This window comes from Bradyrhizobium sp. Bra78 (assembly GCF_024519855.1).
In the GTDB taxonomy this organism is placed as follows: Bacteria; Pseudomonadota; Alphaproteobacteria; order Rhizobiales; family Xanthobacteraceae; genus Bradyrhizobium; species Bradyrhizobium japonicum_G.
Genome location: NZ_JALJRE010000025.1, coordinates 60,415 through 79,726 on the forward strand (window position 1 = coordinate 60,415; position 19,312 = coordinate 79,726).

Consider the following 19,312-nt stretch of genomic DNA (forward strand, 5'->3'; position numbering starts at 1 on the left):
GAGGCCTGTCAGGTCCCGGTGCCGCCCGTCACTGCGCCGAGATTCTCGTGCAGCCGGCGCAACAGATCGATCAGCACCTCGCGCTCGTCCTTGCTGAGGCAGGACAGCAGACGCCGTTCGCGCTCGAACGCTGCGACGATCACCTTGTCATGGGTGGCGCGGCCCTTCGCGGTCAGCGAGATCGAATGGGTGCGGCCGTCGTTCGGGTCGGTGCGGATCGAGACCAGCCCGCGCTTCTCGAGTCCGGCCAATGTCCGGCTGACCGGGCCCTTGTCGAAACCGATGACGTGGCAGATGCGCGAGGCGGGAATGCCGGGCTCGATCGCCAGCAGCGACATGATCCGCCATTCGGTGACGTTGACGCCGAATTGCCGCTGATAGAATGCGGTCGCACTGTTCGAGAGCTTGTTGGCGATGAAGGTGATGAACGCCGGGACGTAGCGGTCGAGATCGAGCATCGGTCCCATGTCAGCGGGCGCAGGCTTGTGGCGGGATCTGGTCGGAGACGGCGGCATATCGGGCTTCTTGATCGCGGCGGGCCCGAAGACCTAAGGGCATGCGCCGCCCTTTCACAAGATCAAAATGAGGGAGGGCGTCCATGAGCGCATCCGGATCTTCGGCAATTGGCGTCCCGCATCTCGACGTCGATCCCTTCGACATGAATTTCTTTGCCGATCCCTATCCCACGCATGAGCTGCTGCGGGAGGCGGGGCCGGTCGTCTATCTCGACAAGTGGAACGTTTACGGCGTGGCGCGCTATGCCGAGGTCCATGCCGTCCTGAACGATCCTTCGACGTTCTGCTCCAGCCGCGGCGTCGGCCTCTCCGATTTCAAGAAGGAGACGCCGTGGCGGCCGCCGAGCCTGATTTTGGAAGCCGATCCACCCGCGCACACCCGCACCCGCGCCGTGTTGTCAAAAGTGCTGTCGCCGACCGTGATGAAGCAGGTGCGGGACCGCTTCGCCGCCGCAGCCGAGGAGCGGGTCGATGCGCTGCTGGAGAAGCGCAGCTTCGACGCGATCGCCGATCTTGCCGAGGCTTATCCGCTGTCGATCTTCCCGGATGCGCTTGGCTTGAAGCCGGAAGGCCGCGAGCATCTGATTCCCTATGCGAGCCTGGTGTTCAACGCCTTCGGTCCGCCGAACCAGCTGCGCCAGGACGCGATCGAGCGCTCGGCGCCGCACCAGGCCTATGTCACCGAACAGTGCCAGCGTGACAATCTCGCGCCGGGCGGCTTCGGCGCCTGCATCCACGCCCGCGTCGACGACGGCGAGATCACCGCGACCGAAGCGCCGCTCCTGGTGCGGTCGCTGCTGTCGGCCGGCCTCGACACCACCGTCAACGGCATCGGCGCCGCAGTGTACTGCCTCGCCCGCTTCCCCGATCAATGGCAGCGCCTGCGCAACGATCTCACCCTCGCGCGCAACGCCTTCGAGGAAGCCGTCCGCTTCGAGAGTCCGGTGCAGACCTTCTTCCGGACGACGACCCGCGAAGTCGAGCTGTCCGGCGCGAGGATCGGCGAGGGCGAGAAGGTCCTGATGTTTCTCGCCGCGGCCAATCGGGATCCGCGGCGATGGGACCAGCCCGACAGTTACGACATCACCCGCCGCTCCTCCGGCCATGTCGGCTTCGGCTCCGGCATCCACATGTGCGTCGGCCAGCTCGTCGCGCGCCTCGAAGGCGAGGTGATGCTGACCGCGCTGGCGAAGCGCATTGCCAGGATCGAGATCACCGGCGAACCAAAGCGCCGCTTCAACAATACGCTGCGCGGGCTCGACAGCCTGCCCGTCACCATCACTCCGGCCTGACGAGGAGCTTCATGCCCGCCATCATTTTCATCCTTCCCGACGGCAAGTCGGACCGCGTCGAGACCGGCGAGGGCGAGAGCGCCATGCAGGCCGCGACCCGTCACGGCCTCGACGGCATCCTGGCCGAATGCGGCGGCAACGCGATGTGCGCAACCTGCCACGTCCTTGTCGACGAGGGCTGGCTCGCGCGGCTACCTGCGATTGGCGCCGACGAGGACGCGCTGCTCGACGGCACCGCGACCGAACGGCAGCCGAACAGCCGGCTGTCCTGCCAGATCCACGTCACGCCCGCGCTGGACGGGCTCGTTCTGAGACTGCCGGAGCGGCAGATTTGACGTCTCGACCGCGCCGGCAACGACCGGCGCGGCATCACATCAACCGGGGAGGGAATCATGAAACATCTGAAGTGGACGCTTGCGCTGGCCGCGAGCCTGATCGGCGGCGCCGCAAGCGCCGAGATCTCGGACAACGTCGTGCGCGTCGGCGTGCTCAACGACATCTCCGGCATCTTCCAGGACACCAACGGCATGGGTTCGGTCGAGGCCGCGCGCATGGCGGCCGAAGATTTCAATGGCGGCGGCAAAGGCATCAAGGTCGAGATCGTGTATGCCGACCACCAGAACAAGGCCGACGTCGGCAGCGCGATTGCGCGCAAATGGCTGGATGTCGAAGGCGTCGATGCCATCGTCGACGTGCCGAATTCGGCCGTCGGCCTCTCCATCAACACGCTGCTGCGCGGCAGCCGCATGACCTTCCTGGCGTCCTCGACCGCAAGCTCCGACCTCACCGGCAAGGCCTGCTCGCCCAACACCATCCAGTGGGTCAACGACACCTGGGCGACCGGCAACGCCACGGCGGCCGCGATGATGTCGCGCGGCGGCAAGGACTGGTACTTCCTCACGGTCGACTTCGCGCTCGGCAAGGGCATCGAGGCAGAAGCGCAGAAATATATCGAGGGGCACGGCGGCAAGGTGCTCGGCTCCTCAAAGCATCCGCTCGGCACCTCCGACTTCGCGTCCTATCTGTTGCAGGCGCAGGGTTCGAAGGCCCAGGTGATCGGGCTTGCCAATGCCGGCGGCGACACCATCAACGCGGTGAAGCAGGCCGCCGAGTTCGGCATCCAGCAGGGCGGGCAGAGGCTCGTCGCCTTCCTGCTCTTCATCAACGACGTCCACGGCATGGGCATCAAGGTCGCGCAGGGCCTCCAGCTGATGGAAGCTTTCTATTGGGACATGAACGACGACACCCGCGCCTTCGCCAAGCGGTTCGCTGCGCGGCCCGGCATGAACGGCAAGATGCCGAGCGGCAACCAGGCCGGCGTCTATGCCTCCACGCTCGCTTATCTCAACGCGGTCGCCGCGACCGGCAGCGACAATGCCAGGGACGCCGTTCCCGAGATGAAGAAGTTCAAGGGCAAGGACAAGCTGTTCGGCGACACCACGATCCGCCAGGACGGCCGTGTCGTGCATCCGATGTATCTGTTCGAGGTGAAGAAGCCGGAGGAGTCGAAATATCCGTACGACTATTACAAGCTGGTCTCGACGATCCCGGCGGACCAGGCGTTCCGGCCGCTGGCGGAGGGCGGGTGCGAACTGGTGAAGTAGCTGCTGCGGGCGTTGTTTCATTCGCCTCTCCCCGCATGCGGGGAGAGGCCGGGATTTGCGGAAACAACCCCGTCACTCCGACCCTTCCCTAGTTTAGTAAGGACCGGGAAGAAAGGGGCAGGCGCATCGGCTCGTCTTCAACCCTTGCTCGCCACGACCTTAGCCGCATCCGCAATGCCCCTTGCCATCGCGACGAACTCGCTCGGCATCATGATGATGGTCATCGTGTTCTGCTCGGCGCCGACCTCGGTGATCATCTGCATGCGCCGCAGTTCGAGGCCGGCGGGGTTTTGCATGATGACCTCGGCGGCTTGACGGAGTTGTTCCGCGGCGTCGAGCTCGGCTTCTGCCTTGATCAGGCGGGCTCGCTTCTCGCGTAGCGCCTCGGCTTCCTGGGCCATTGCGCGCTGCATGCTCGGCGGTATCTCGACATTCTTCATCTGTACGAGTTCTACCTTCACGCCCCAGGGCTCGGTAATCGAGTCGATCGACTTCTGCATGACCTCGGCTATGGTGTCCTGCGCCTTCAGTATCTCGTCCAGCGTATGCTGGCCGAGCACGGCGCGCAGTGTCGTCAAGGAGACCTGCACAACCGCATTCGAGACCGCCTTCACCTCGATCACGGCGCGTTCAGGATCGACGATGCGATACCAGACCACGGCATCGACCTTGATCGGCACGTTGTCTCGCGTGATGCCCTCCTGCTGCTCGACATTGGCTGTGATGGTGCGCAGATCGAGCTTGGTCTGCCATTCGAGAAACAGCCAGACGAGGTAGAGGCCCGGGCCGGCGGTGCGGTTGAATTTGCCGAGCCGGAACACGACGCTCCGTTCATATTGATTGGCGACGCGGATGCTTCCGATGAGGTAGGCGAGTGCTGCAAGAGCGATGACGGTCAGAAAGGGATGCGCGGCGAAAAGCTCCATGATGAACATGGATGTCTCCTGTTATCCATTGCGCGGCGGATTAAGTGACGGCGATCCCGGCTTTCAAGGCCACAGGCTGTCCGCCGTTGCGGATATTTTTCGTCGTCAACCACTTGACGGTCGCATCACGACGTCGCGATCGAGCGGTGTCGATACGGTGCCTCTTGTCTCTTCCCACGAAGGGAAGAGCCTCCCTACACCACCTTGCTGCTGCCCTGCGTGATTAACCTCGCCGCCCGCTGGTCGCGGGCGTAGATCCAAAGCCAGCTCAGGGCGACGCTGAGGCGGTGGCGCAGCCCGATCAGGAAGTAGATGTGGGCGATGCCCCAGATCCACCATGCAATGGTGCCGCGCAGCTTGATGCGGCCGAAATCGATCACCGCGAGCCGCTTGCCGATCTGCGCGAGGCTGCCGGCGTGCTTGTAGCGGAACGGGCCGGTCGGCGCGCCGCGCAGGCGTGCCTTGATGGTCTCGGCGACATGCTTTCCCTGCTGCTTGGCGGCCGGCGCGATGCCGGGCACCGGCTTGCCCTCCCAGGCGTTGATCAAAACGGTGTCGCCGATCGCAAAGATCTCGGGATGGCCGGGAATGGTCAGGTCGCCCTCGACCTGCACGCGCCCGGCGCGATCGCTTGGTGCGCCCAGCCACTCGGCCGCGGGCGAAGCGCGGACGCCGGCGGCCCAGATCCGGGTCTTCGCTTCGAGCAGCTTGCCGCCGAACACGACGCCCTCGCGGTTGATCTCGGTGACGGCTTGTCCCAGCACGACCTCCACGCCGATCTTTTCCAGCGACGCCTGGGCATAGGCCGAGAGGTCGTCGGGGAAGCCCGCGAGCACGCGCGGACCCGCCTCGATCAGCACCACGCGGGCCTTGGTCGTATCGATGTTGCGGAAGTCGCCGGGCAGCGTGTGGTGCGCCATCTCGGCGATGGTGCCGGCGAGCTCGACGCCGGTCGGGCCGGCGCCGACGATGACGAAAGTCAGCCGCGCTGCGCGCTTTGCCGGATCGGTCTCGCGCTCGGCGCGCTCGAACGCCACCAGGATGTGACGGCGCAGCGTGGTCCCGTCCTCCAGCGTCTTCAGGCCCGGCGCGAACTGCTCCCATTCGTCATGGCCGAAATAGGCGTGCCGCGCTCCGGTCGCGAGCACGAGGGTGTCGTACGGCACCTCGCTGCCGTCGTCGATCAGCACGCTGCGCCTCGCCGCATCGACGCCGCTCACGGTGGCAAACAGCGTCGTCACGTCACGCCGGTCGCGCATCAGGTGCCGGACCGGCCAGGCGATCTCGCTGGTCGCGAGCGAGGCGGTCGCGACCTGGTACAGCAGCGGCTGGAATAAATGATGATTGCGGCGGTCGATCAGCGTGATCGCGACCGGCGCGCCCGCGAGCCGGTAGGTCGCCTCCAGCCCGCCGAAGCCGGCTCCGACGATGACGACGCGATGCGGTGTCGTGGTCATGATGGCCCTCGAATCTCGCTGCTCTACTTATTCATTTAAGTGCGGATTGGGCGCCGCGGTCCAATAGCCGTCATCAATCGACGGATAGGGCGAATGTATCGATATACTGCGAAGAAGCGCCGCAGGCTTGGGCAGTCCTTGGCCGAAGTGAGTAGAATTATATTTCTTGCTATCCTCGATTGGGGCGAAATATGGTGCAGGGGCAGGAGCTGAGCCATTGGCGGCGCGATGAATTTTGCGTTCAATGGAGACGACCCGGGGCGGCGATCACCTCGTTTCCGGGATCAATAATAAGGAGGGGAGTGGTTATGAGGACGGCATTCTGGTTGGCGGGCGCGGCTGCGCTTGTGCTGGCAAGCCCGGCATCCGCCGGCGACACCATCAAGATCGGTTTCGTTTCGACCTTCAGCGGCCCGACCGCCGTGATCGGCAACGACATGCGCAATTCGTTCGAGCTCGCGCTGGATCACATCGGCCGCAAGATGGACGGCAAGCCGGTCGAGGTGATCTATGAGGACGACGGGCAGAAGCCCGATGTCGGCAAGCAGAAGACCGAGAAGCTGGTGCAGTCCGACAAGGTCGATTTCATCGTCGGCTACATCTGGTCGAACGTGCTGCTCGCCTCCCTCAAGACCGCGGTGGACTCGCAGACCTTCCTGATCTCGGCCAATGCCGGCCCGTCGCAGCTCGCGGGCGAGCTCTGCTCGCCTTACGTGTTCTCGACCTCCTGGCAGAACGACCAGACGCCGGCCGCGATGGGCCTCTACATGAACCAGAAGGGGGTCAAGAGCGTCTTCCTGATCGGGCCGAACTATGCGGCCGGCAAGGACATGCTCGCGGGCGTGAAGAGCACGTTCAAGGGCGAGGTCAAGGGCGAGGAATACACGGTCTGGCCGAGCCAGCTCGACTTCTCCGCCGAGCTGTCCAAGGCGCGTGCCTCGGGCGCCGAATCGATCTTCGTGTTCTATCCGGGTGCTGCCGGCGTGCAGTTCCTCAATCAATATGCGCAGGCTGGCCTCAAGAGCACGATGCCGCTCTATACGGCGTTCACCGTCGACGAGCTCTCGCTGCCGCTGCAGAAGGAGAACGCGCTCGGGGTACCCGGTGCGCAGGAATGGGTGAATGATTTGCCCAACGAGCAGAACAAGCGCTTCGTCGCCGACTACCGCAAGAAGTACCCCGGCCTCCGCCCGACCTATTACGGCGCGCAGGCCTATGACGCCGCCCAGCTCATCAACAGCGCTGTGGTCGCGGTGAAGGGCGACACCAGCAAGAAGGACGCGATCAAGGCCGAGATGGAGAAGGCCAACTTCAAGTCGCTGCGCGGCTCCTTCAAGTACGGCAAGAACCACATCCCGGTGCAGAACTTCTACCTTCAGGACGTGGTCAAGGACGGCGAAGGCCAGCTCTCGCTGAAGACGGTCGCCACCATCGTCGAGAACGACCAGGACCGCTTCCACGACAAGTGCGCGATGAAGTGAGCTGATCTCTCTCCTCTCCCTCGCCCCGTTCTTGCGGGGGGAGGGTTGGGGTGAGGGGCTCTCTCCTCGGGCGATTCCCTTGTCGTACTCTATTCTCTCTCCAGATCGTCATTGCGAGCGGAGCGAAGCAATCCAGAATCTCCCCTTGGAAAGACTCTGGATTGCTTCGTCGCTTCGCTCCTCGCAATAACGGCGTGGATGGAGCTTAAACCCTTGGCATACTGACAGGACGCACCTCGCGGGCTTGCGCCGCCAGCCTGATGCCGGCGTTGGCTGCGCCAAATCCCTGGTAGTTCCTTCGCTCGACGATCTCGAAGAAAAACCGCTCGTCGAAAATGTGCGTGTAGACCTGGAAGAACTCGCCGTCGCCCTCGCGGTCGTAGAGGATGTGGTTGGCGCGAAGCTGCGCCATCAGCTCGGGCGCAAGGTCGTATTTGGCTTCGATGTCGTCGTAGTAATTATCGGGGATATCCAGGAAATCAGCGCCGCGCTCGCGCATCGCGGCGACCGTCGCAAAGATGTCCCGGCACGAAAACGCGACGTGCTGCACGCCGGAGCCGAAGAACTCCGAGATGAAGCGCGCCGGCAGCGTGCGGTTGGCGGAGGAGCCGTTGAGCACGAAGCGCAGGCTCTGGTCGCCGTTGATGACGGCCTGGCTCTGCACGAGGCCCCTGGGATCGGCGATCTCCATCTGCGGCAGTCGCGTCAGGTCGAGAATGCCGGTGTAGAACAGCAGCCAGGACAGCATCTCGTCATAGGGCATCGACTGCGCGATGTGATCCACTGCCAGCAGCGCGTCTCCGTTCGTGTTGCTTGTGACCGGTTCGAAATCGGTGTCCCAGTTCTTGCCGGCCTGATCCAGGAAATACAGCAGGCTGCCGCCGACGCCGTGGATCGCGGGGATTTCCAGCTCGTCCGGCCCGACCGGCTGATAAAAGGTGCGCGTCTTCAGTGTTTCGGCGCGCTGCATGGCGAGGCTGGCATTGTCGACATCGAGCGCAATCGCGCAGACGCCCGGGCCGTGCGTGACATAGTGCGAATGCGCAAAGCCGTCGGTCTCGGAGTTGATGACGAGCTCGACCTTGCCTTGCGACCAGCGCTCCACCGCCTTGCTGCGATGCTTGCCGCTTTTGCGGAAACCGAGCTGCGACAGCAGGCGGGCGAGGTCGGTCGCCTTGGTCTCGTTGACGGCAAACTCGATAAACCCCGTGCCGCGGCTCCTGGCCTTCGGCGCCAAGGGCTCGCTGACGAGCTTTGGCCAATCCGGCGCAAGCTGGTCCTCCAGCAGGATCAGCGAGCGCAGGCCGTCGACGGCGGTCTGAGCGGCCGAGCCGGCCCGGAACTGGTCGTTGAAGATCTCCAGCGACAGCGGTCCGGCATAGCCGGTCGCCGCGATCGCCGCCATGAACTCGCCGACCGGCAGATCGCCCTGGCCGGGGAAGGAGCGGAAGTGCCTGCTCCACGAGAGGATATCGAGCTCGAGCCTGGGCGCGTCCGCGAGCTGCACGAGGAAAATCTTGTCGCCTGGGATCGAGGCCATCGCGCGAACCGGAAAGCCCGGCGCCAGCGCGTGAAAGCTGTCGAGGATGACGCCGATCGCGGGGTGATCGGCGCGCCGCACGATCTCCCAGGCATCGCGGTAGTCGTGGACATGGCGGCCCCAGGCCAGCGCCTCGTAGCCGACGCGCAAACCGCGCTTTCCTGCGCGCTCGCCGAGCTCGCGAAAATCGTCGGCCGCACGGTCGATGCCGCCGAGCGAACTGGGGGAGACGTTGGAGCAGATCAGTAGCAGATCGGTGCCGAGCTCCTGCATCAGATCGAATTTCCGCTCGGCGCGGGCAAAGTTGCGCGCGCGCTGCGGCTCCGGCATGCCCTCGAAATCACGGAACGGCTGGAACGCGCAGATCTCGAGCTTGAGGTCCCTGCAAAGCTGCCCTACCTCGCGCGGGCTCGCGCCGAACGACAGCAAATCGTTCTCGAAGATCTCGACCGCGTCGAAGCCGGCTGACGCGATGGCGCGGAGCTTTTCGTCGAGGGCGCCTGAGAGGGAGACGGTGGCGATCGAGCGCTTGTTCATGCTGCCTGCTCCATGATTCGCCCCGGTGAGATTGTCTGGCCCGTGCGCGCGGCCTCGCTGACGGCTTCGACGACGGCGAGCGTTCCCATTGCGTCTTCGGCGGAAATCAGCGGCTGTTCGAGGCCCCTGATGACCGCGCAGAAATGCCGGAGTTGCTCGGCCAGCGGATCGAAGGCGGCCGGTGCAACGGTTGCGCGCGACAGCGGCGTGTACCAGCCGGGTTGCTGCGCGTAGGACCACAGCTCCATGTTTGGCACGGACAGTGATCCCTCCGTGCCGGAGAATATGTAGCAGGGCTGGTCCTGTTTGGGATAAGCGGGGTTCTCGCCCGATGTCAGTTCCCAGCTCCACGGCGCCGGCGTCGCGTCCGACACGGTCACCGTCCCCAGCGCGCCACTCGCGAAGCGCAACAGCAGCGCCGCGGTGTCCTCGACGGCGAAGCCGCGCACCTTGTTCGAGGTCAGCGCCTGCACCTCGGCGATCTCGCCGCAGATGAAGCGGAGGTTGTCGATGTCGTGGACGAGGTTGATGAGCAGCGGCCCGCCACCCTGCTCGCGCCGCCAGGCCATCTCGAAATATTCGTCGGGCTTTTTGAGCAGCCACAACCCGACCACGGCGGTAAGCCGGCCGAGCCGGCCGGCTGCGACCGCCTCGCGTGCGGCCTTGATGATCGGATTGTGCCGGCGGTGGTGGCCCACCAGCATCGGAACGCCGGTTCGCTTGATTGCCGCGCAGAGGCGCTGCGCGGTGGCAACCGTATCCGTCACCGGCTTCTCGATCAGCGCAGACACGCGTGCGGCCGCGCAATCGAGCGCCATCGGCAGGTGCAGCGTGTTGGGCGAGGCGATGACGATGCCGTCGGGCTTTTCATGCTCCAGCAATGCGCGGTGATCGGCATACCAGCGCGTGGCGCGGGCTTGCGCATATTCCTTCGCGGCAGGCGAGGGATCCGCGATGCCGGCGAGCTCGCAGTCCGGCGACGCCGCGATCAGTTCCATATGGCGGCGGCCGATCAGGCCGGCACCGGCGACGGCGACGCGCATTCGCGCGCTCATGCTGCTGTCTCCTCCATGGCACCCCCGAGGAAGAGTTGCCCGATGCGAGGATCGTTCAATATCCGCTCGGCCTTGTCGATCATGCGGGTCTGGCCGAGCTCTAGCACGATGCCGATGTCGGAAATCTCCAGCGCCGAGCGCGCGTTCTGCTCGATCATCAGGATGGTGACGCCGCGGTCGCGCAGGGATTTCAGGATGTCGAAGGTCTGCTGCACCATCAGCGGCGACAGCCCGATCGAGGGCTCGTCGATCAACACGAGCTTTGGTTCGAGCAGCAGCGAGCGGGCGATCTCGAGCTGCTTCTGCTCGCCGCCCGAGAGCGTTGAGGCCTGCTGCGCGGATTTGCGGCGCAGCGCCGGAAACAAGTCGAGTGCCGCCTCGATCCGCTTGGGCAGATCGAGACCCTTCCCGGCGGCGACGCCGCCGAGCTCGATATTGTGGCGCACCGACAGCTCGGGAAAGATGTTGCGACCCTGGGGCACGTAGCAGATGCCGGCATTGAGCAGCGCGCGCTGGCTCAAATTCGTGACATCGCGGCCGGCGAAGCTGATCTTGCCCTCGCGCAGCTTGAGCAGCCCGAAGATCGCCTTGAACACCGTCGACTTGCCGGCCCCGTTCGGACCGATGATCGTGGTGATGGTCGCCTGCGGCACGGAAAAGGTCGTGCCGTTCAGGATCGTCATCTTGCCGTAGCCGCCGACGAGATTGTGAACCGAGAGGATCGGGTCGCTCATGGCTCGCTCTCCCTAATGTCCCAGATAGGCTTCGATCACGGCGGGATTCTTGCGGACCTCGTCCGGCCGTCCCATCGCCAGCACCTTGCCTTCCGCCATCACCATCACGCGCGAGCACAGCGACATCACGAATTCCATGTTGTGCTCGATCACGACGAAGGTGGCGTTCTTCTCGCGGTTGATCGCGACCAGGCGATCCTTCAGGTCGGCCAGCATCGACGGGTTGACGCCGCCGGCGGGCTCGTCGAGCAACACCAGGCGCGGGCCGCCCATGAAGGCCATGGCGGCGTCGAGCAGCTTCTGCTGGCCATAGGACAATCCGCCGGCCGGCTCGTCGGCGAGATGATCGAGCTTGAAGAAGCCGATCATCTGGTTGGCGGCCTCGGTCAGTCCGGCATCGGAGCGGCCGACCAGGCGCGAGGCCATGTTGCCCTGGTGCTCCTGTCCGGCGAGGATCAGGTTCTCGCGCACCGAGAGCTTTGGAAACACCTGCAACAGCTGGAAGGTGCGGCTGACGCCGAGCTTGTTGAGCTCCGCGGGGCGCAGGCCCGTGACGAGCTTGCCGTCCAGCTTCACCTCGCCGCCTGATGGCGTGAGCTGGCCGAGGATGCAGTTGAACAGGGTCGACTTGCCGCAGCCGTTCGGCCCGATCAGGCCGAGGATCTCGCCTTCGCGAACGTCGAAGGAGACGCCGTCGACGGCGCTGATGCCGCCAAAATTCTTCTTGATGCCGGTGACTTCGAGGACCGCGTTCATTGCACCGTCTCCAGCCGCGATTTCGCAACTGCGCGCAACGCGGAAGCCGCCTTGGTGCGCCGCTCGGCGAGATAGCGGTCGAGAATTCCCAGAATTCCGGTCGGCGACCAGATCAGCAGCAGCATCACCGCGACGGCGTAGAGCATCAGATAGTAGCCTTCGGTGAAGCGCAGCCATTCCGGCAGCAGCACCGCGATCATCGCGCCGAGGAAGGGGCCGAAGTAAAAGCCCGCGCCGCCGACGATCACCATCATCAGGAGGTCGAGCGAGAGCGACAGGTTGAACGGCACCGGATCGATATATTGCGTCAGTGGCGCATAGAGCGCACCGGCGACGCCGCCGAGTGCCGAGCCGATCGCGAACGCCATCAACGTGTAGCGTTTGGTATCGATCCCGAGCGACTGCGCGCGCAGCGGGTTTTCGCGCAGCGCCATGAAGGCGCGGCCCCAGGGCGAGCGGATCAGCCACCACACCGCCAGCGAGACGATCGCGAGCGAGCCGAGGCAGACATAGTAGAAGGGCAGCGGCTTGCTGGTCGCGATGCCGAGGATGTGCGGACGCGGAATGTTGGAGATGCCGTAGATGCCGCCGGTGAGCCAGCTCTCGTTGCGGAACACCAGGAAGGCCAGGGTGGAGAATGCGAGCGTGACGAAGGCGAGGTAGTGGTGCTGCACCCGCAGCGCGGGATAGCCGAGCACCCAGCCGACCGCGAAGCTCAACGCGATCGCGACGACGACCGCTACCGGCAGCGGCCAGCCATGCGTGGTCATGATCGCCGCGGCATAGGCGCCGATGCCGACGAAGGCGCCCTGCGCCAGCGAGACCTGCCCGGCGTAGCCGAGCGTAAGATTGAGCCCCATCGCGGCGATGGCCATCACCGCCCATTGGCTCAGGATGAACAGGCCGTAGCGGTTGAAATTCATGGGGACGATGATCAGGCCGGCGATGACGGCAAGGCCGAGCGCGATCTTCAGGGGTTTGGCGAAAGCGCTCATACCGTGCGCTCCTCGGCGCGGCCGAGCAATCCCTGCGGCCGGAACAGAATGACGAGGATCAGGAAGATCAGCGGCACCGCGGCGCGGTATTGCGTGGAGACATAGGATGCCGCCAGGTTGTCCAGCACGCCGATCAGCAGGCCGCCGGCGATCGCGCCGCGTACCTGGTTGAAGCCGCCGACGATCGCCGCGATGAAGGCGGCCTGTCCCAGCACCTCGCCGGAGGAGAATTTCGCGAGGTAGATCGGCGTGATCAGCAGTGACGCCAGCGTCACCAGGAATGCGTTGATCAGGAACGTCAGCAGGATCATGCGCTCGACCGGAACGCCGATGATGCGGGCCACCGTCGGGTTCTGCGCCGCCGCCTGCATCTGGTGGCCGAGCGAGGTGCGGTTGAGAAGGGCGGTCAGGCCGAAGACAGCGAGGATGGCGAGGACGAGAACGCCGATGCTTTGCAGCGATACGACATGGCCGAGAATGGAGATGTCGCCGGTCGGCACGATCGACGGGAACGGCGAGGCTTCGGCGCTGAAGAACTGTTTTACGGCTTCCTTGATGCCGATCGCCAGCGCCATGGTGGCGATCGCCAGCGGCAGCACGCCATGACGCATCATCGGGTCGACCAGCAGCATCTTGAAGGCGAGGCCGAGCAGGATCATCGACAGCAGGATGCCGAGGATGATCGCGAGCCAGAACGGCGCACCGGCATGCATCGCCGCCAGCATCAGGAACGCCGGCAGCATCACGAATTCGCCTTGCGCGAAGTTGATGGTCTGCGAGGTCTGCCACAGCAGCGTGAAGCCGACCGCGACCAGCGCATAGATCGCGCCAGTGGCAAGTCCGGCGACCAGAAGATCGAACAGATTGGACATGGGTTCTCTTTGATCGCTAGAGCCCGGGTAAACTGGTTCGACGCGAATTCAGGTCCATCGCTCCCTCTCCCCGTTCTTACGGGGAGAGGGCGGGGTGAGCGAGGAGGTCACTTCACCTTCGGCAGCACCTGCTTCACGACCTGCTTGCCTGCGACCACCTCGACCAGAAAGCTCTGGCGGTCGATGTCGCCGGTCTCGCTGAAGGTGACGTCCATCAGGATGCCCGGCTCGTCCGCGGCCTTGATGGTCAGGCCGTGCAGCGTGTCGGCGAACGCCTTGGAATCGACCTTGCCCATCTTCTCGGTGGTGGCCTTCACCATGTAGATGGCGAGGTAGCCCTTCAGGCCGTTATGGTCCGGCACGTAATTGTACTTCTTGACGAACTTGTCGCGGAACGCCTTGATCAGGTCTACCGGCGCATCGGTGGTGAGGCCGACATGGCCGCGCGCGCCGTTGGCGGCATCGCCCGCAAGCTCGATCACCTTCTGGCCGATCAAGGTGGTCTCGCCCATCAGCGGCGCGGTGACGCCCTGACGCTTCAGCTCCTTGAGGATGCGCGCGCTCTCTTCTTCATTGAGATAGACGAATACGGCATCGGGATTGGCGGCCTTGATCTTGCCGACGTCGGCGGCGAAGTCGGCCTGGCCCGCTTCGGTGGAGAGATCGGCGACGACCTTCGAGCCGAGCCGGTCGAGCTCCTTGACGACGACGTCGCGGCCGCCGCGGCCAAAATCGTTGTTGACCCAGACCACAGCGACCGACTTGGCCTTCATGTCGTCGTGGATGTATTTGGCGACCTTCGGCATCGAGGATTGCTGGCCGAACGAGGTGCGGAACAGGAATTTGTTTCCGGCTTGCGTCAGCTCGGCGGCTTCGCCGCCCATGATCTGCGCGATGCCCGCTTCGGCCGCCAGCGGCGCGGTGACCTTGACCGAACCGGAATAGCCGGGTCCGAGCAGCACATAGGGTTCGGCGTCGAGCGCCTTCTGCACCTGGGCGCGCGCGACGCCCGGGTTGGACTGCGAATCGGCATGGGTGACCTCGAGCTTGCGGCCGAGCACGCCGCCCTTGGCGTTGATTTCCTCGATCGCGAGGTCGATGCCGTTCTTCCAATTGGTGCCGACGGTGGCGCCGCCGCCGGAAAGCTCGGCGACGTCGGCGAGCTTGATCGCCTGGGCGTGGACGCTGGTTGCAGTCGCGAAGGCAAGCAGGGCGCCTGCCAGAATGGTCGATTTCATGATCTCTCCTCCCATTTTTCGTTGATGTTTGATGTTGTCCGCGGCCTTGTATCCGGCCGCTTCCGTCACGCCGCGTGATAGGCAGAACTTCGTGCCGCCATCACCTCGTCGAAAGCCTCTCCCATGACTTCGGTCGATGGGGCAAGGCCGGTGAACAGTTCGAAAGCGTCGGCGGCCTGATAGATCGCCAGCTCCCGCCCGGTCATGATCCGCGCGCCATTGGCCTGCGCGGCCGCCAGCAGCGGCGTGATCAGCGGCGAGTAGACCGCATCCGCAACCCATAATTCGTCGTGCAGCAGCGTGGCGGGGACAGGCAGGCCGCGGTTCGGCAGCATGCCGACCGGCGTGCCGTTGACGAGGCCGGTCGCGCCCTGCAGTGCGTCCTCGATGCTCGACGCCACCCTTGCGGAGCCCTGCGCGGCCAGCAGAGAAACCACCGTCTGCGCGCGCGCCGGCTCGCTGTCGAAGATGCGGATGTCGGTCACCTTCAGGCTCGCCAGCGCAAACGCGATCGCCTTGCCGACGCCGCCTGCGCCGATCACGGCGACGGCGTTGCCGGATGGCGCCAGCAGCGGTGCCACCGCGCGCGCAAAGCCGGTCGTATCGGTGTTGTGGCCGGTCAGCCGACCGTCCCTGGCGACGACCGTGTTGACCGCGCCCATGGCGGCGGCGCCAGGCGCCAGATCGTCGAGCAACGGGACCACGGCTTCCTTGTAGGGGTAGGTGACGTTGACGCCGGCAAAGCCGAGCCGGCGCACCCCTTCGAGCATCATGCGCAGCCCGGCCGCGTCGGCGCCGGCGACCTCGATGAGCTGGTAATGGCCGCGCAGGCCAAGCGCCTCGGCGGCGCGCTCATGCATGGCGGGTGATGCGGAATGCGCAATCGGCGCGCCGATCAGGCCGGTGAGGAGCTTTTTGCTGGCGGCGTATCCGCGCTTGGACATGGTTCGCTATCGTCTCGTTGGGAGCGTTCGGTCCCGGCCATTAGCGTGGAAATCCGCGCAATTCCAAGAGGACTTCCGGGTAAGACGATAGCCATTCTCCCGCCTAACACAATTACCCATTTATCGGACAAACCTAACATAATGTTATTTCTTTCGCCCGCGCGCCGGGGCGGCCTTGCCGTGGCCCCGGGACGGCTCCACCGCGCGCATCTCGGCGCGCAGCGACTCGATGAAGTACTCGACATGGAGCGACAGCGGCGCGCCGCGCTTCACCGCGATATAGGTGTCGAACCGCGTCGGCTCGGTGATCTTCAACAGCTCGATGCCGGGATAGCCGCCATGGGCGACCGTGAACTGGTCGATGATGGCGATGCCGAGCCCCGCCTTCACCAGCGCGCAGACCGTGGTGCCGAACCGCGCGCGGATCGTGATGTTGTAGTCGAGCCGGTTGCGCGCAAAGATCTCGGCCATGATGCGGCCGTAAGGGTCGTTTGGGTCGATGCCGATCAGCGGATAGCGGGTGATCTCGGCCGCGGAGACCTGCTTGCGGCCGGCGAGCTCGTGGCCCGGCGGCACGATGCAATAGAGCTCGCCCGAGGCGAGCGGCATGAAGTCGAGCCCGGAATGTTCCAGCCGGTAGCTCATCGCGACGCACTCGCCGCGGCCGAGCATGAGGTAGTCGATGGCTTCCTCGAGCTTGAGGATATTGATGTCGATGCCGAGATCGGGATAGCGGCGGCGGACGCGCTCGATCGCGCGCGGCACCATCACCTGCGAGATGCTCGGCACCGAGCCGATGCGCAGCTCCGACAATCCGCCGCGGCCGATCTTGGAGATGAGTTCGGAGAGATCGTCCACCTTCTTGTAGACGCCGTTGATCTGCTCGAAGATGTTCTCCGCTTCCGGCGTCGGGAAGTAGCGGCCGTTCTGACGCTGGAAGAAGCGGATGCCGAGCGAGCGCTCGGTGTATTTGACGAGACGGCTGATGCCCGGCGCGGACACGTTGAGCAGCTTCGCCGCGCCGCCGATGGTGCCCGTCACCATCACGGCACGGATCACTTCAACCTGGCGCAGCGTCATCATGTCGTGGGCATCCGAAAGAGGATCGTGGCGGCGATCATCTCACGGGAGCCGTGATGTCATCCAGCGGCAAGTGTGTTGATGCGGATGGAGAGGGCTGCGCTTTACCCTGTCAGATTGTCAGGACGAAAATCAGCGCGTTCGAACGGATGGCATCGTCGCGCGACTCGTTTCATCGGCGTCGTTTGCTGCAACTGCGTTCTAGCTCGCCGGGCCCTCGGGCGATGCGCTGTCTGCCGGCTTGGTGCGCTCGCTTTGCAGCACCTCGCGTGCGAACTCGATGATCTTCTGCTTGTTCGCCGTTTCGCAGACGGCAAAAAACACGCGGTTCAGTTCCAGGCCGAGCACGCTGTTGAGGGCAATGTCCTCGTCTTCCATCGTGGTTTTCCCGCTTCAGACGTCATAGGTGTAACTTGACGTCACTTCTTCCACAAGTAGATTAATCTTCGAGGTCAATGACATACCGGGAAACTACGGAAACCGTGAATTGAGGCAGTCACCGAAGACGTGCTATACTTGACGGCGAGGGTCAGGAAACGCACCGATGTCCGCCGTGGATTATGGCCGGGAGGCGCTCGACTTCATCGAGGGCCTGGGGACCTATCGCAAGGTGCCCGATGCCATGCTTGCGCTCGAATCGGCCTTCGGTCGCTTCGGCTTTGAAACCATCATCGTGACGGGGTTGCCCAATCCCGACCAGCGATTTGCGCAGATGGTGCTCGCCAAGCGCTGGCCGGCGGGATGGTTCAACCTCTACACTCAGAACAACTACGATCGCTTCGATCCCGTGGTGCGGTTGTGCCGACAGTCGGTCAACCCGTTCGAATGGTCGGAAGCGCCATACGATGCCGAACTCGAGCCGAACGCGGCCGAGGTGATGAACCGCGCCAGCGATTTTCGCATGTCGCGCGGCTTCATCGTGCCGATCCACGGGCTCACCGGCTATGAGGCCGCGGTGTCGCTCGGCGGTGTCCATCTCGACCTCAACCCCCGCAGCAAGCCGGCGCTGCACCTGATGGCGATGTACGGCTTCGACCACATTCGTCGTCTGCTGGATCCGGCGCCGTATCGGTCGACGCGTCTCACCCCGCGCGAGCGCGAGGTGATCTCCTGGGCCTCGCAGGGCAAGTCGGCCTGGGAAATCGGCGAGATACTGCATATCACCCAGCGGACCGCAGAAGAACATCTTGCAACCGCTGCGCGCAAGCTCGGTGCCGTCAACCGTACGCATGCGGTTGCCTTGGCGATTCGCAACAAGATCATCAATCCCTAAGCGACGTACTGGGAAATTTCCCAATATCGAAGCTGCCTCTTTTCGCAGACTCTGCCCCCATTGAGAATGGATGGGGGCTTTCATGATTCACGCAATTTCAGCCGTTAATCGCCACTTATACGAAGACGTAATCGAGCAGCATTTCCGGCTGCGCCATGACATCTTCGTCGAGGAGCGGCGCTGGGAGGCGCTACGCAGGCCGGATGGCCGCGAGATCGATTCCTATGACGACGAGGACACTGTCTATCTGCTTGCGCTGGAGGGGCGCCGCGTCGTCGGCGGTCACCGGCTCTATCCAACGACCAAGCCTTCGATGATGAGCGAGGTCTTCCCGCATCTGGCGGTGGTGCGCGGCTGCCCCGCGAATCCGCTGGTCTGGGAATGGTCGCGCTATTTCGTCGTGCGTGATCGCCGCGACGGCGCGCTCAACCTGCAACTGATGGCGGCGGTGCAGGAGTTCTGCCTCGACCAGGGCATCGCGCAGGTCAGCGCGATCATGGAGACCTGGTGGTTGCCGCGCTTCCATGAGGCCGGCTTCGTCGTGACCCCGCTCGGTCTGCCGGCGCTGGTGGAGGATGCGTGGACCATGGCGGCGACGATCGACATTCGTCGGGAGACGCTCGATGCCCTGCATGATCGCATCGGCACGGCTTCGATCGTGCAACAGGACGGCCCGCGTCTGGACGCCGTCGCCCGTGCCAACCTCTGCGGCCTCGCTGCCGCGCAACGAAAGAGCGCCTGAGATGTCGAATATGATGCGGGACAGCCAGATCATGGCGCAGACCAAGGACGAGAATCTCGGCTACATGTCTGACATGGCGCTCGAACTGGCGCAGATGGCGGAAGACACCGGATTGGCGACGCTCGCCTATCTGTTCCGGATGGCGGCGCTGGAGGCCTCGACGGCCAACAGCGTGGTTGCCGAGCCGGATGACCTTCCCCGGCAGATGACGTCACACTAGTGTCCTGAGTCACAAGTTCGCAATCGTAGATTCGCAGTAGATTCACGTCGC

Annotated in this window: 20 protein-coding genes; 7 read left to right on the plus strand and 13 right to left on the minus strand. The window is 64.4% G+C overall.

Annotated elements, in window-relative coordinates:
* Positions 1-8: 8 nt before the first annotated feature.
* On the minus strand, positions 9-515 hold the full coding sequence (locus OC450_RS34080; RefSeq protein ID WP_211384115.1) for a MarR family winged helix-turn-helix transcriptional regulator: 507 nt from the start codon (positions 513-515) through the stop codon (positions 9-11).
* Between the two features lie 83 nt (positions 516-598).
* On the opposite strand from OC450_RS34080, the gene OC450_RS34085 reads away from it, so the two are divergent.
* Genes OC450_RS34085 through OC450_RS34095 form a run of 3 tightly spaced genes read left to right on the plus strand, consistent with a single transcriptional unit; the run spans position 599 to position 3,411 of the window.
* Positions 599-1,807, plus strand: coding sequence for a cytochrome P450 (locus tag OC450_RS34085; protein ID WP_211384116.1), 1,209 nt, complete (start codon positions 599-601; stop codon positions 1,805-1,807).
* 11 nt (positions 1,808-1,818) lie between these two features.
* Positions 1,819-2,142 carry a 2Fe-2S iron-sulfur cluster-binding protein gene (locus tag OC450_RS34090; protein ID WP_211384117.1) on the plus strand — a complete coding sequence of 108 codons (324 nt, stop codon included), beginning with the start codon at positions 1,819-1,821 and terminating at the stop codon, positions 2,140-2,142.
* Between the two features lie 57 nt (positions 2,143-2,199).
* Positions 2,200-3,411 (plus strand): ABC transporter substrate-binding protein, encoded by a 1,212-nt coding sequence (locus tag OC450_RS34095; protein WP_256808898.1) that lies wholly within the window; start codon positions 2,200-2,202, stop codon positions 3,409-3,411.
* A gap of 137 nt (positions 3,412-3,548) precedes the next feature.
* On the opposite strand, the gene OC450_RS34100 is transcribed toward OC450_RS34095, so the two are convergent.
* Both OC450_RS34100 and OC450_RS34105 read right to left on the minus strand, forming a co-directional pair.
* A complete protein-coding gene (locus OC450_RS34100; RefSeq protein ID WP_249129083.1) occupies positions 3,549-4,346 on the minus strand; it encodes a slipin family protein in 798 nt (265 codons plus the stop codon).
* Between the two features lie 185 nt (positions 4,347-4,531).
* Positions 4,532-5,794: an NAD(P)/FAD-dependent oxidoreductase gene (locus tag OC450_RS34105; RefSeq protein WP_256808902.1), complete on the minus strand. Its 1,263-nt coding sequence runs from the start codon at positions 5,792-5,794 to the stop codon at positions 4,532-4,534.
* 308 nt (positions 5,795-6,102) lie between these two features.
* Between OC450_RS34105 and OC450_RS34110 the strand changes: the two genes are divergently transcribed.
* Positions 6,103-7,275, plus strand: coding sequence for an ABC transporter substrate-binding protein (locus tag OC450_RS34110; protein WP_256808903.1), 1,173 nt, complete (start codon positions 6,103-6,105; stop codon positions 7,273-7,275).
* A gap of 205 nt (positions 7,276-7,480) precedes the next feature.
* Here OC450_RS34110 and OC450_RS34115 read toward each other — a convergent pair whose 3' ends face one another.
* From OC450_RS34115 to OC450_RS34160, 10 genes are all read right to left on the minus strand, one after another.
* Positions 7,481-9,352: a bifunctional sugar phosphate isomerase/epimerase/4-hydroxyphenylpyruvate dioxygenase family protein gene (locus tag OC450_RS34115; RefSeq protein ID WP_262049469.1), complete on the minus strand. Its 1,872-nt coding sequence runs from the start codon at positions 9,350-9,352 to the stop codon at positions 7,481-7,483.
* Positions 9,349-10,407, minus strand: a complete 1,059-nt coding sequence (locus OC450_RS34120) for a Gfo/Idh/MocA family protein (RefSeq protein WP_211384122.1) — start codon at positions 10,405-10,407, stop codon at positions 9,349-9,351. The genes OC450_RS34115 and OC450_RS34120 overlap by 4 nt, the downstream gene beginning before the upstream one ends.
* Positions 10,404-11,141, minus strand: a complete 738-nt coding sequence (locus tag OC450_RS34125) for an ABC transporter ATP-binding protein (protein WP_211384123.1) — start codon at positions 11,139-11,141, stop codon at positions 10,404-10,406. The genes OC450_RS34120 and OC450_RS34125 overlap by 4 nt, the downstream gene beginning before the upstream one ends.
* 12 nt (positions 11,142-11,153) lie before the next feature.
* Positions 11,154-11,897, minus strand: coding sequence for an ABC transporter ATP-binding protein (locus OC450_RS34130; RefSeq protein WP_211384124.1), 744 nt, complete (start codon positions 11,895-11,897; stop codon positions 11,154-11,156).
* Entirely contained in the window at positions 11,894-12,892 is a 999-nt protein-coding gene (locus tag OC450_RS34135; RefSeq protein WP_211384125.1) for a branched-chain amino acid ABC transporter permease, read from the minus strand. The genes OC450_RS34130 and OC450_RS34135 overlap by 4 nt, the downstream gene beginning before the upstream one ends.
* A complete protein-coding gene (locus tag OC450_RS34140; RefSeq protein WP_262049470.1) occupies positions 12,889-13,764 on the minus strand; it encodes a branched-chain amino acid ABC transporter permease in 876 nt (291 codons plus the stop codon). The genes OC450_RS34135 and OC450_RS34140 overlap by 4 nt, the downstream gene beginning before the upstream one ends.
* 107 nt (positions 13,765-13,871) lie before the next feature.
* Positions 13,872-15,002 (minus strand): ABC transporter substrate-binding protein, encoded by a 1,131-nt coding sequence (locus OC450_RS34145; protein WP_211384127.1) that lies wholly within the window; start codon positions 15,000-15,002, stop codon positions 13,872-13,874.
* A 65-nt stretch (positions 15,003-15,067) separates the two neighbouring features.
* Positions 15,068-15,946: a shikimate dehydrogenase gene (locus OC450_RS34150; RefSeq protein WP_211384128.1), complete on the minus strand. Its 879-nt coding sequence runs from the start codon at positions 15,944-15,946 to the stop codon at positions 15,068-15,070.
* 144 nt (positions 15,947-16,090) lie between these two features.
* Entirely contained in the window at positions 16,091-17,029 is a 939-nt protein-coding gene (locus tag OC450_RS34155) for a LysR family transcriptional regulator (protein ID WP_211384129.1), read from the minus strand.
* A gap of 198 nt (positions 17,030-17,227) precedes the next feature.
* The gene (locus tag OC450_RS34160) at positions 17,228-17,404 is read right to left on the minus strand and encodes a hypothetical protein (protein WP_211384130.1); all 177 of its coding nucleotides are present in this window, start codon (positions 17,402-17,404) and stop codon (positions 17,228-17,230) included.
* Between the two features lie 166 nt (positions 17,405-17,570).
* On the opposite strand from OC450_RS34160, the gene OC450_RS34165 reads away from it, so the two are divergent.
* The 3 genes from OC450_RS34165 (at position 17,571) to OC450_RS34175 (ending at position 19,261) form a co-directional block, all read left to right on the plus strand.
* Positions 17,571-18,299 (plus strand): helix-turn-helix transcriptional regulator, encoded by a 729-nt coding sequence (locus tag OC450_RS34165; RefSeq protein ID WP_211384131.1) that lies wholly within the window; start codon positions 17,571-17,573, stop codon positions 18,297-18,299.
* 82 nt (positions 18,300-18,381) lie between these two features.
* Positions 18,382-19,041 carry an acyl-homoserine-lactone synthase gene (locus tag OC450_RS34170; RefSeq protein WP_211384132.1) on the plus strand — a complete coding sequence of 220 codons (660 nt, stop codon included), beginning with the start codon at positions 18,382-18,384 and terminating at the stop codon, positions 19,039-19,041.
* A gap of 1 nt (position 19,042) precedes the next feature.
* Positions 19,043-19,261 (plus strand): hypothetical protein, encoded by a 219-nt coding sequence (locus OC450_RS34175; RefSeq protein WP_211384133.1) that lies wholly within the window; start codon positions 19,043-19,045, stop codon positions 19,259-19,261.
* The last annotated feature ends 51 nt before the right edge of the window (positions 19,262-19,312 follow it).

Coding starts and splice junctions, on each gene's coding strand:
- OC450_RS34080 (WP_211384115.1), bottom strand. CDS start 515: ATGCCGCCGTCTCCGACCAGATCCCGCCACAAGCCTGCGCCCGCTGAC.
- OC450_RS34085 (WP_211384116.1), top strand. CDS start 599: ATGAGCGCATCCGGATCTTCGGCAATTGGCGTCCCGCATCTCGACGTC.
- OC450_RS34090 (WP_211384117.1), top strand. CDS start 1,819: ATGCCCGCCATCATTTTCATCCTTCCCGACGGCAAGTCGGACCGCGTC.
- OC450_RS34095 (WP_256808898.1), top strand. CDS start 2,200: ATGAAACATCTGAAGTGGACGCTTGCGCTGGCCGCGAGCCTGATCGGC.
- OC450_RS34100 (WP_249129083.1), bottom strand. CDS start 4,346: ATGTTCATCATGGAGCTTTTCGCCGCGCATCCCTTTCTGACCGTCATC.
- OC450_RS34105 (WP_256808902.1), bottom strand. CDS start 5,794: ATGACCACGACACCGCATCGCGTCGTCATCGTCGGAGCCGGCTTCGGC.
- OC450_RS34110 (WP_256808903.1), top strand. CDS start 6,103: ATGAGGACGGCATTCTGGTTGGCGGGCGCGGCTGCGCTTGTGCTGGCA.
- OC450_RS34115 (WP_262049469.1), bottom strand. CDS start 9,352: ATGAACAAGCGCTCGATCGCCACCGTCTCCCTCTCAGGCGCCCTCGAC.
- OC450_RS34120 (WP_211384122.1), bottom strand. CDS start 10,407: ATGAGCGCGCGAATGCGCGTCGCCGTCGCCGGTGCCGGCCTGATCGGC.
- OC450_RS34125 (WP_211384123.1), bottom strand. CDS start 11,141: ATGAGCGACCCGATCCTCTCGGTTCACAATCTCGTCGGCGGCTACGGC.
- OC450_RS34130 (WP_211384124.1), bottom strand. CDS start 11,897: ATGAACGCGGTCCTCGAAGTCACCGGCATCAAGAAGAATTTTGGCGGC.
- OC450_RS34135 (WP_211384125.1), bottom strand. CDS start 12,892: ATGAGCGCTTTCGCCAAACCCCTGAAGATCGCGCTCGGCCTTGCCGTC.
- OC450_RS34140 (WP_262049470.1), bottom strand. CDS start 13,764: ATGTCCAATCTGTTCGATCTTCTGGTCGCCGGACTTGCCACTGGCGCG.
- OC450_RS34145 (WP_211384127.1), bottom strand. CDS start 15,002: ATGAAATCGACCATTCTGGCAGGCGCCCTGCTTGCCTTCGCGACTGCA.
- OC450_RS34150 (WP_211384128.1), bottom strand. CDS start 15,946: ATGTCCAAGCGCGGATACGCCGCCAGCAAAAAGCTCCTCACCGGCCTG.
- OC450_RS34155 (WP_211384129.1), bottom strand. CDS start 17,029: ATGATGACGCTGCGCCAGGTTGAAGTGATCCGTGCCGTGATGGTGACG.
- OC450_RS34160 (WP_211384130.1), bottom strand. CDS start 17,404: ATGGAAGACGAGGACATTGCCCTCAACAGCGTGCTCGGCCTGGAACTG.
- OC450_RS34165 (WP_211384131.1), top strand. CDS start 17,571: ATGTCCGCCGTGGATTATGGCCGGGAGGCGCTCGACTTCATCGAGGGC.
- OC450_RS34170 (WP_211384132.1), top strand. CDS start 18,382: ATGATTCACGCAATTTCAGCCGTTAATCGCCACTTATACGAAGACGTA.
- OC450_RS34175 (WP_211384133.1), top strand. CDS start 19,043: ATGTCGAATATGATGCGGGACAGCCAGATCATGGCGCAGACCAAGGAC.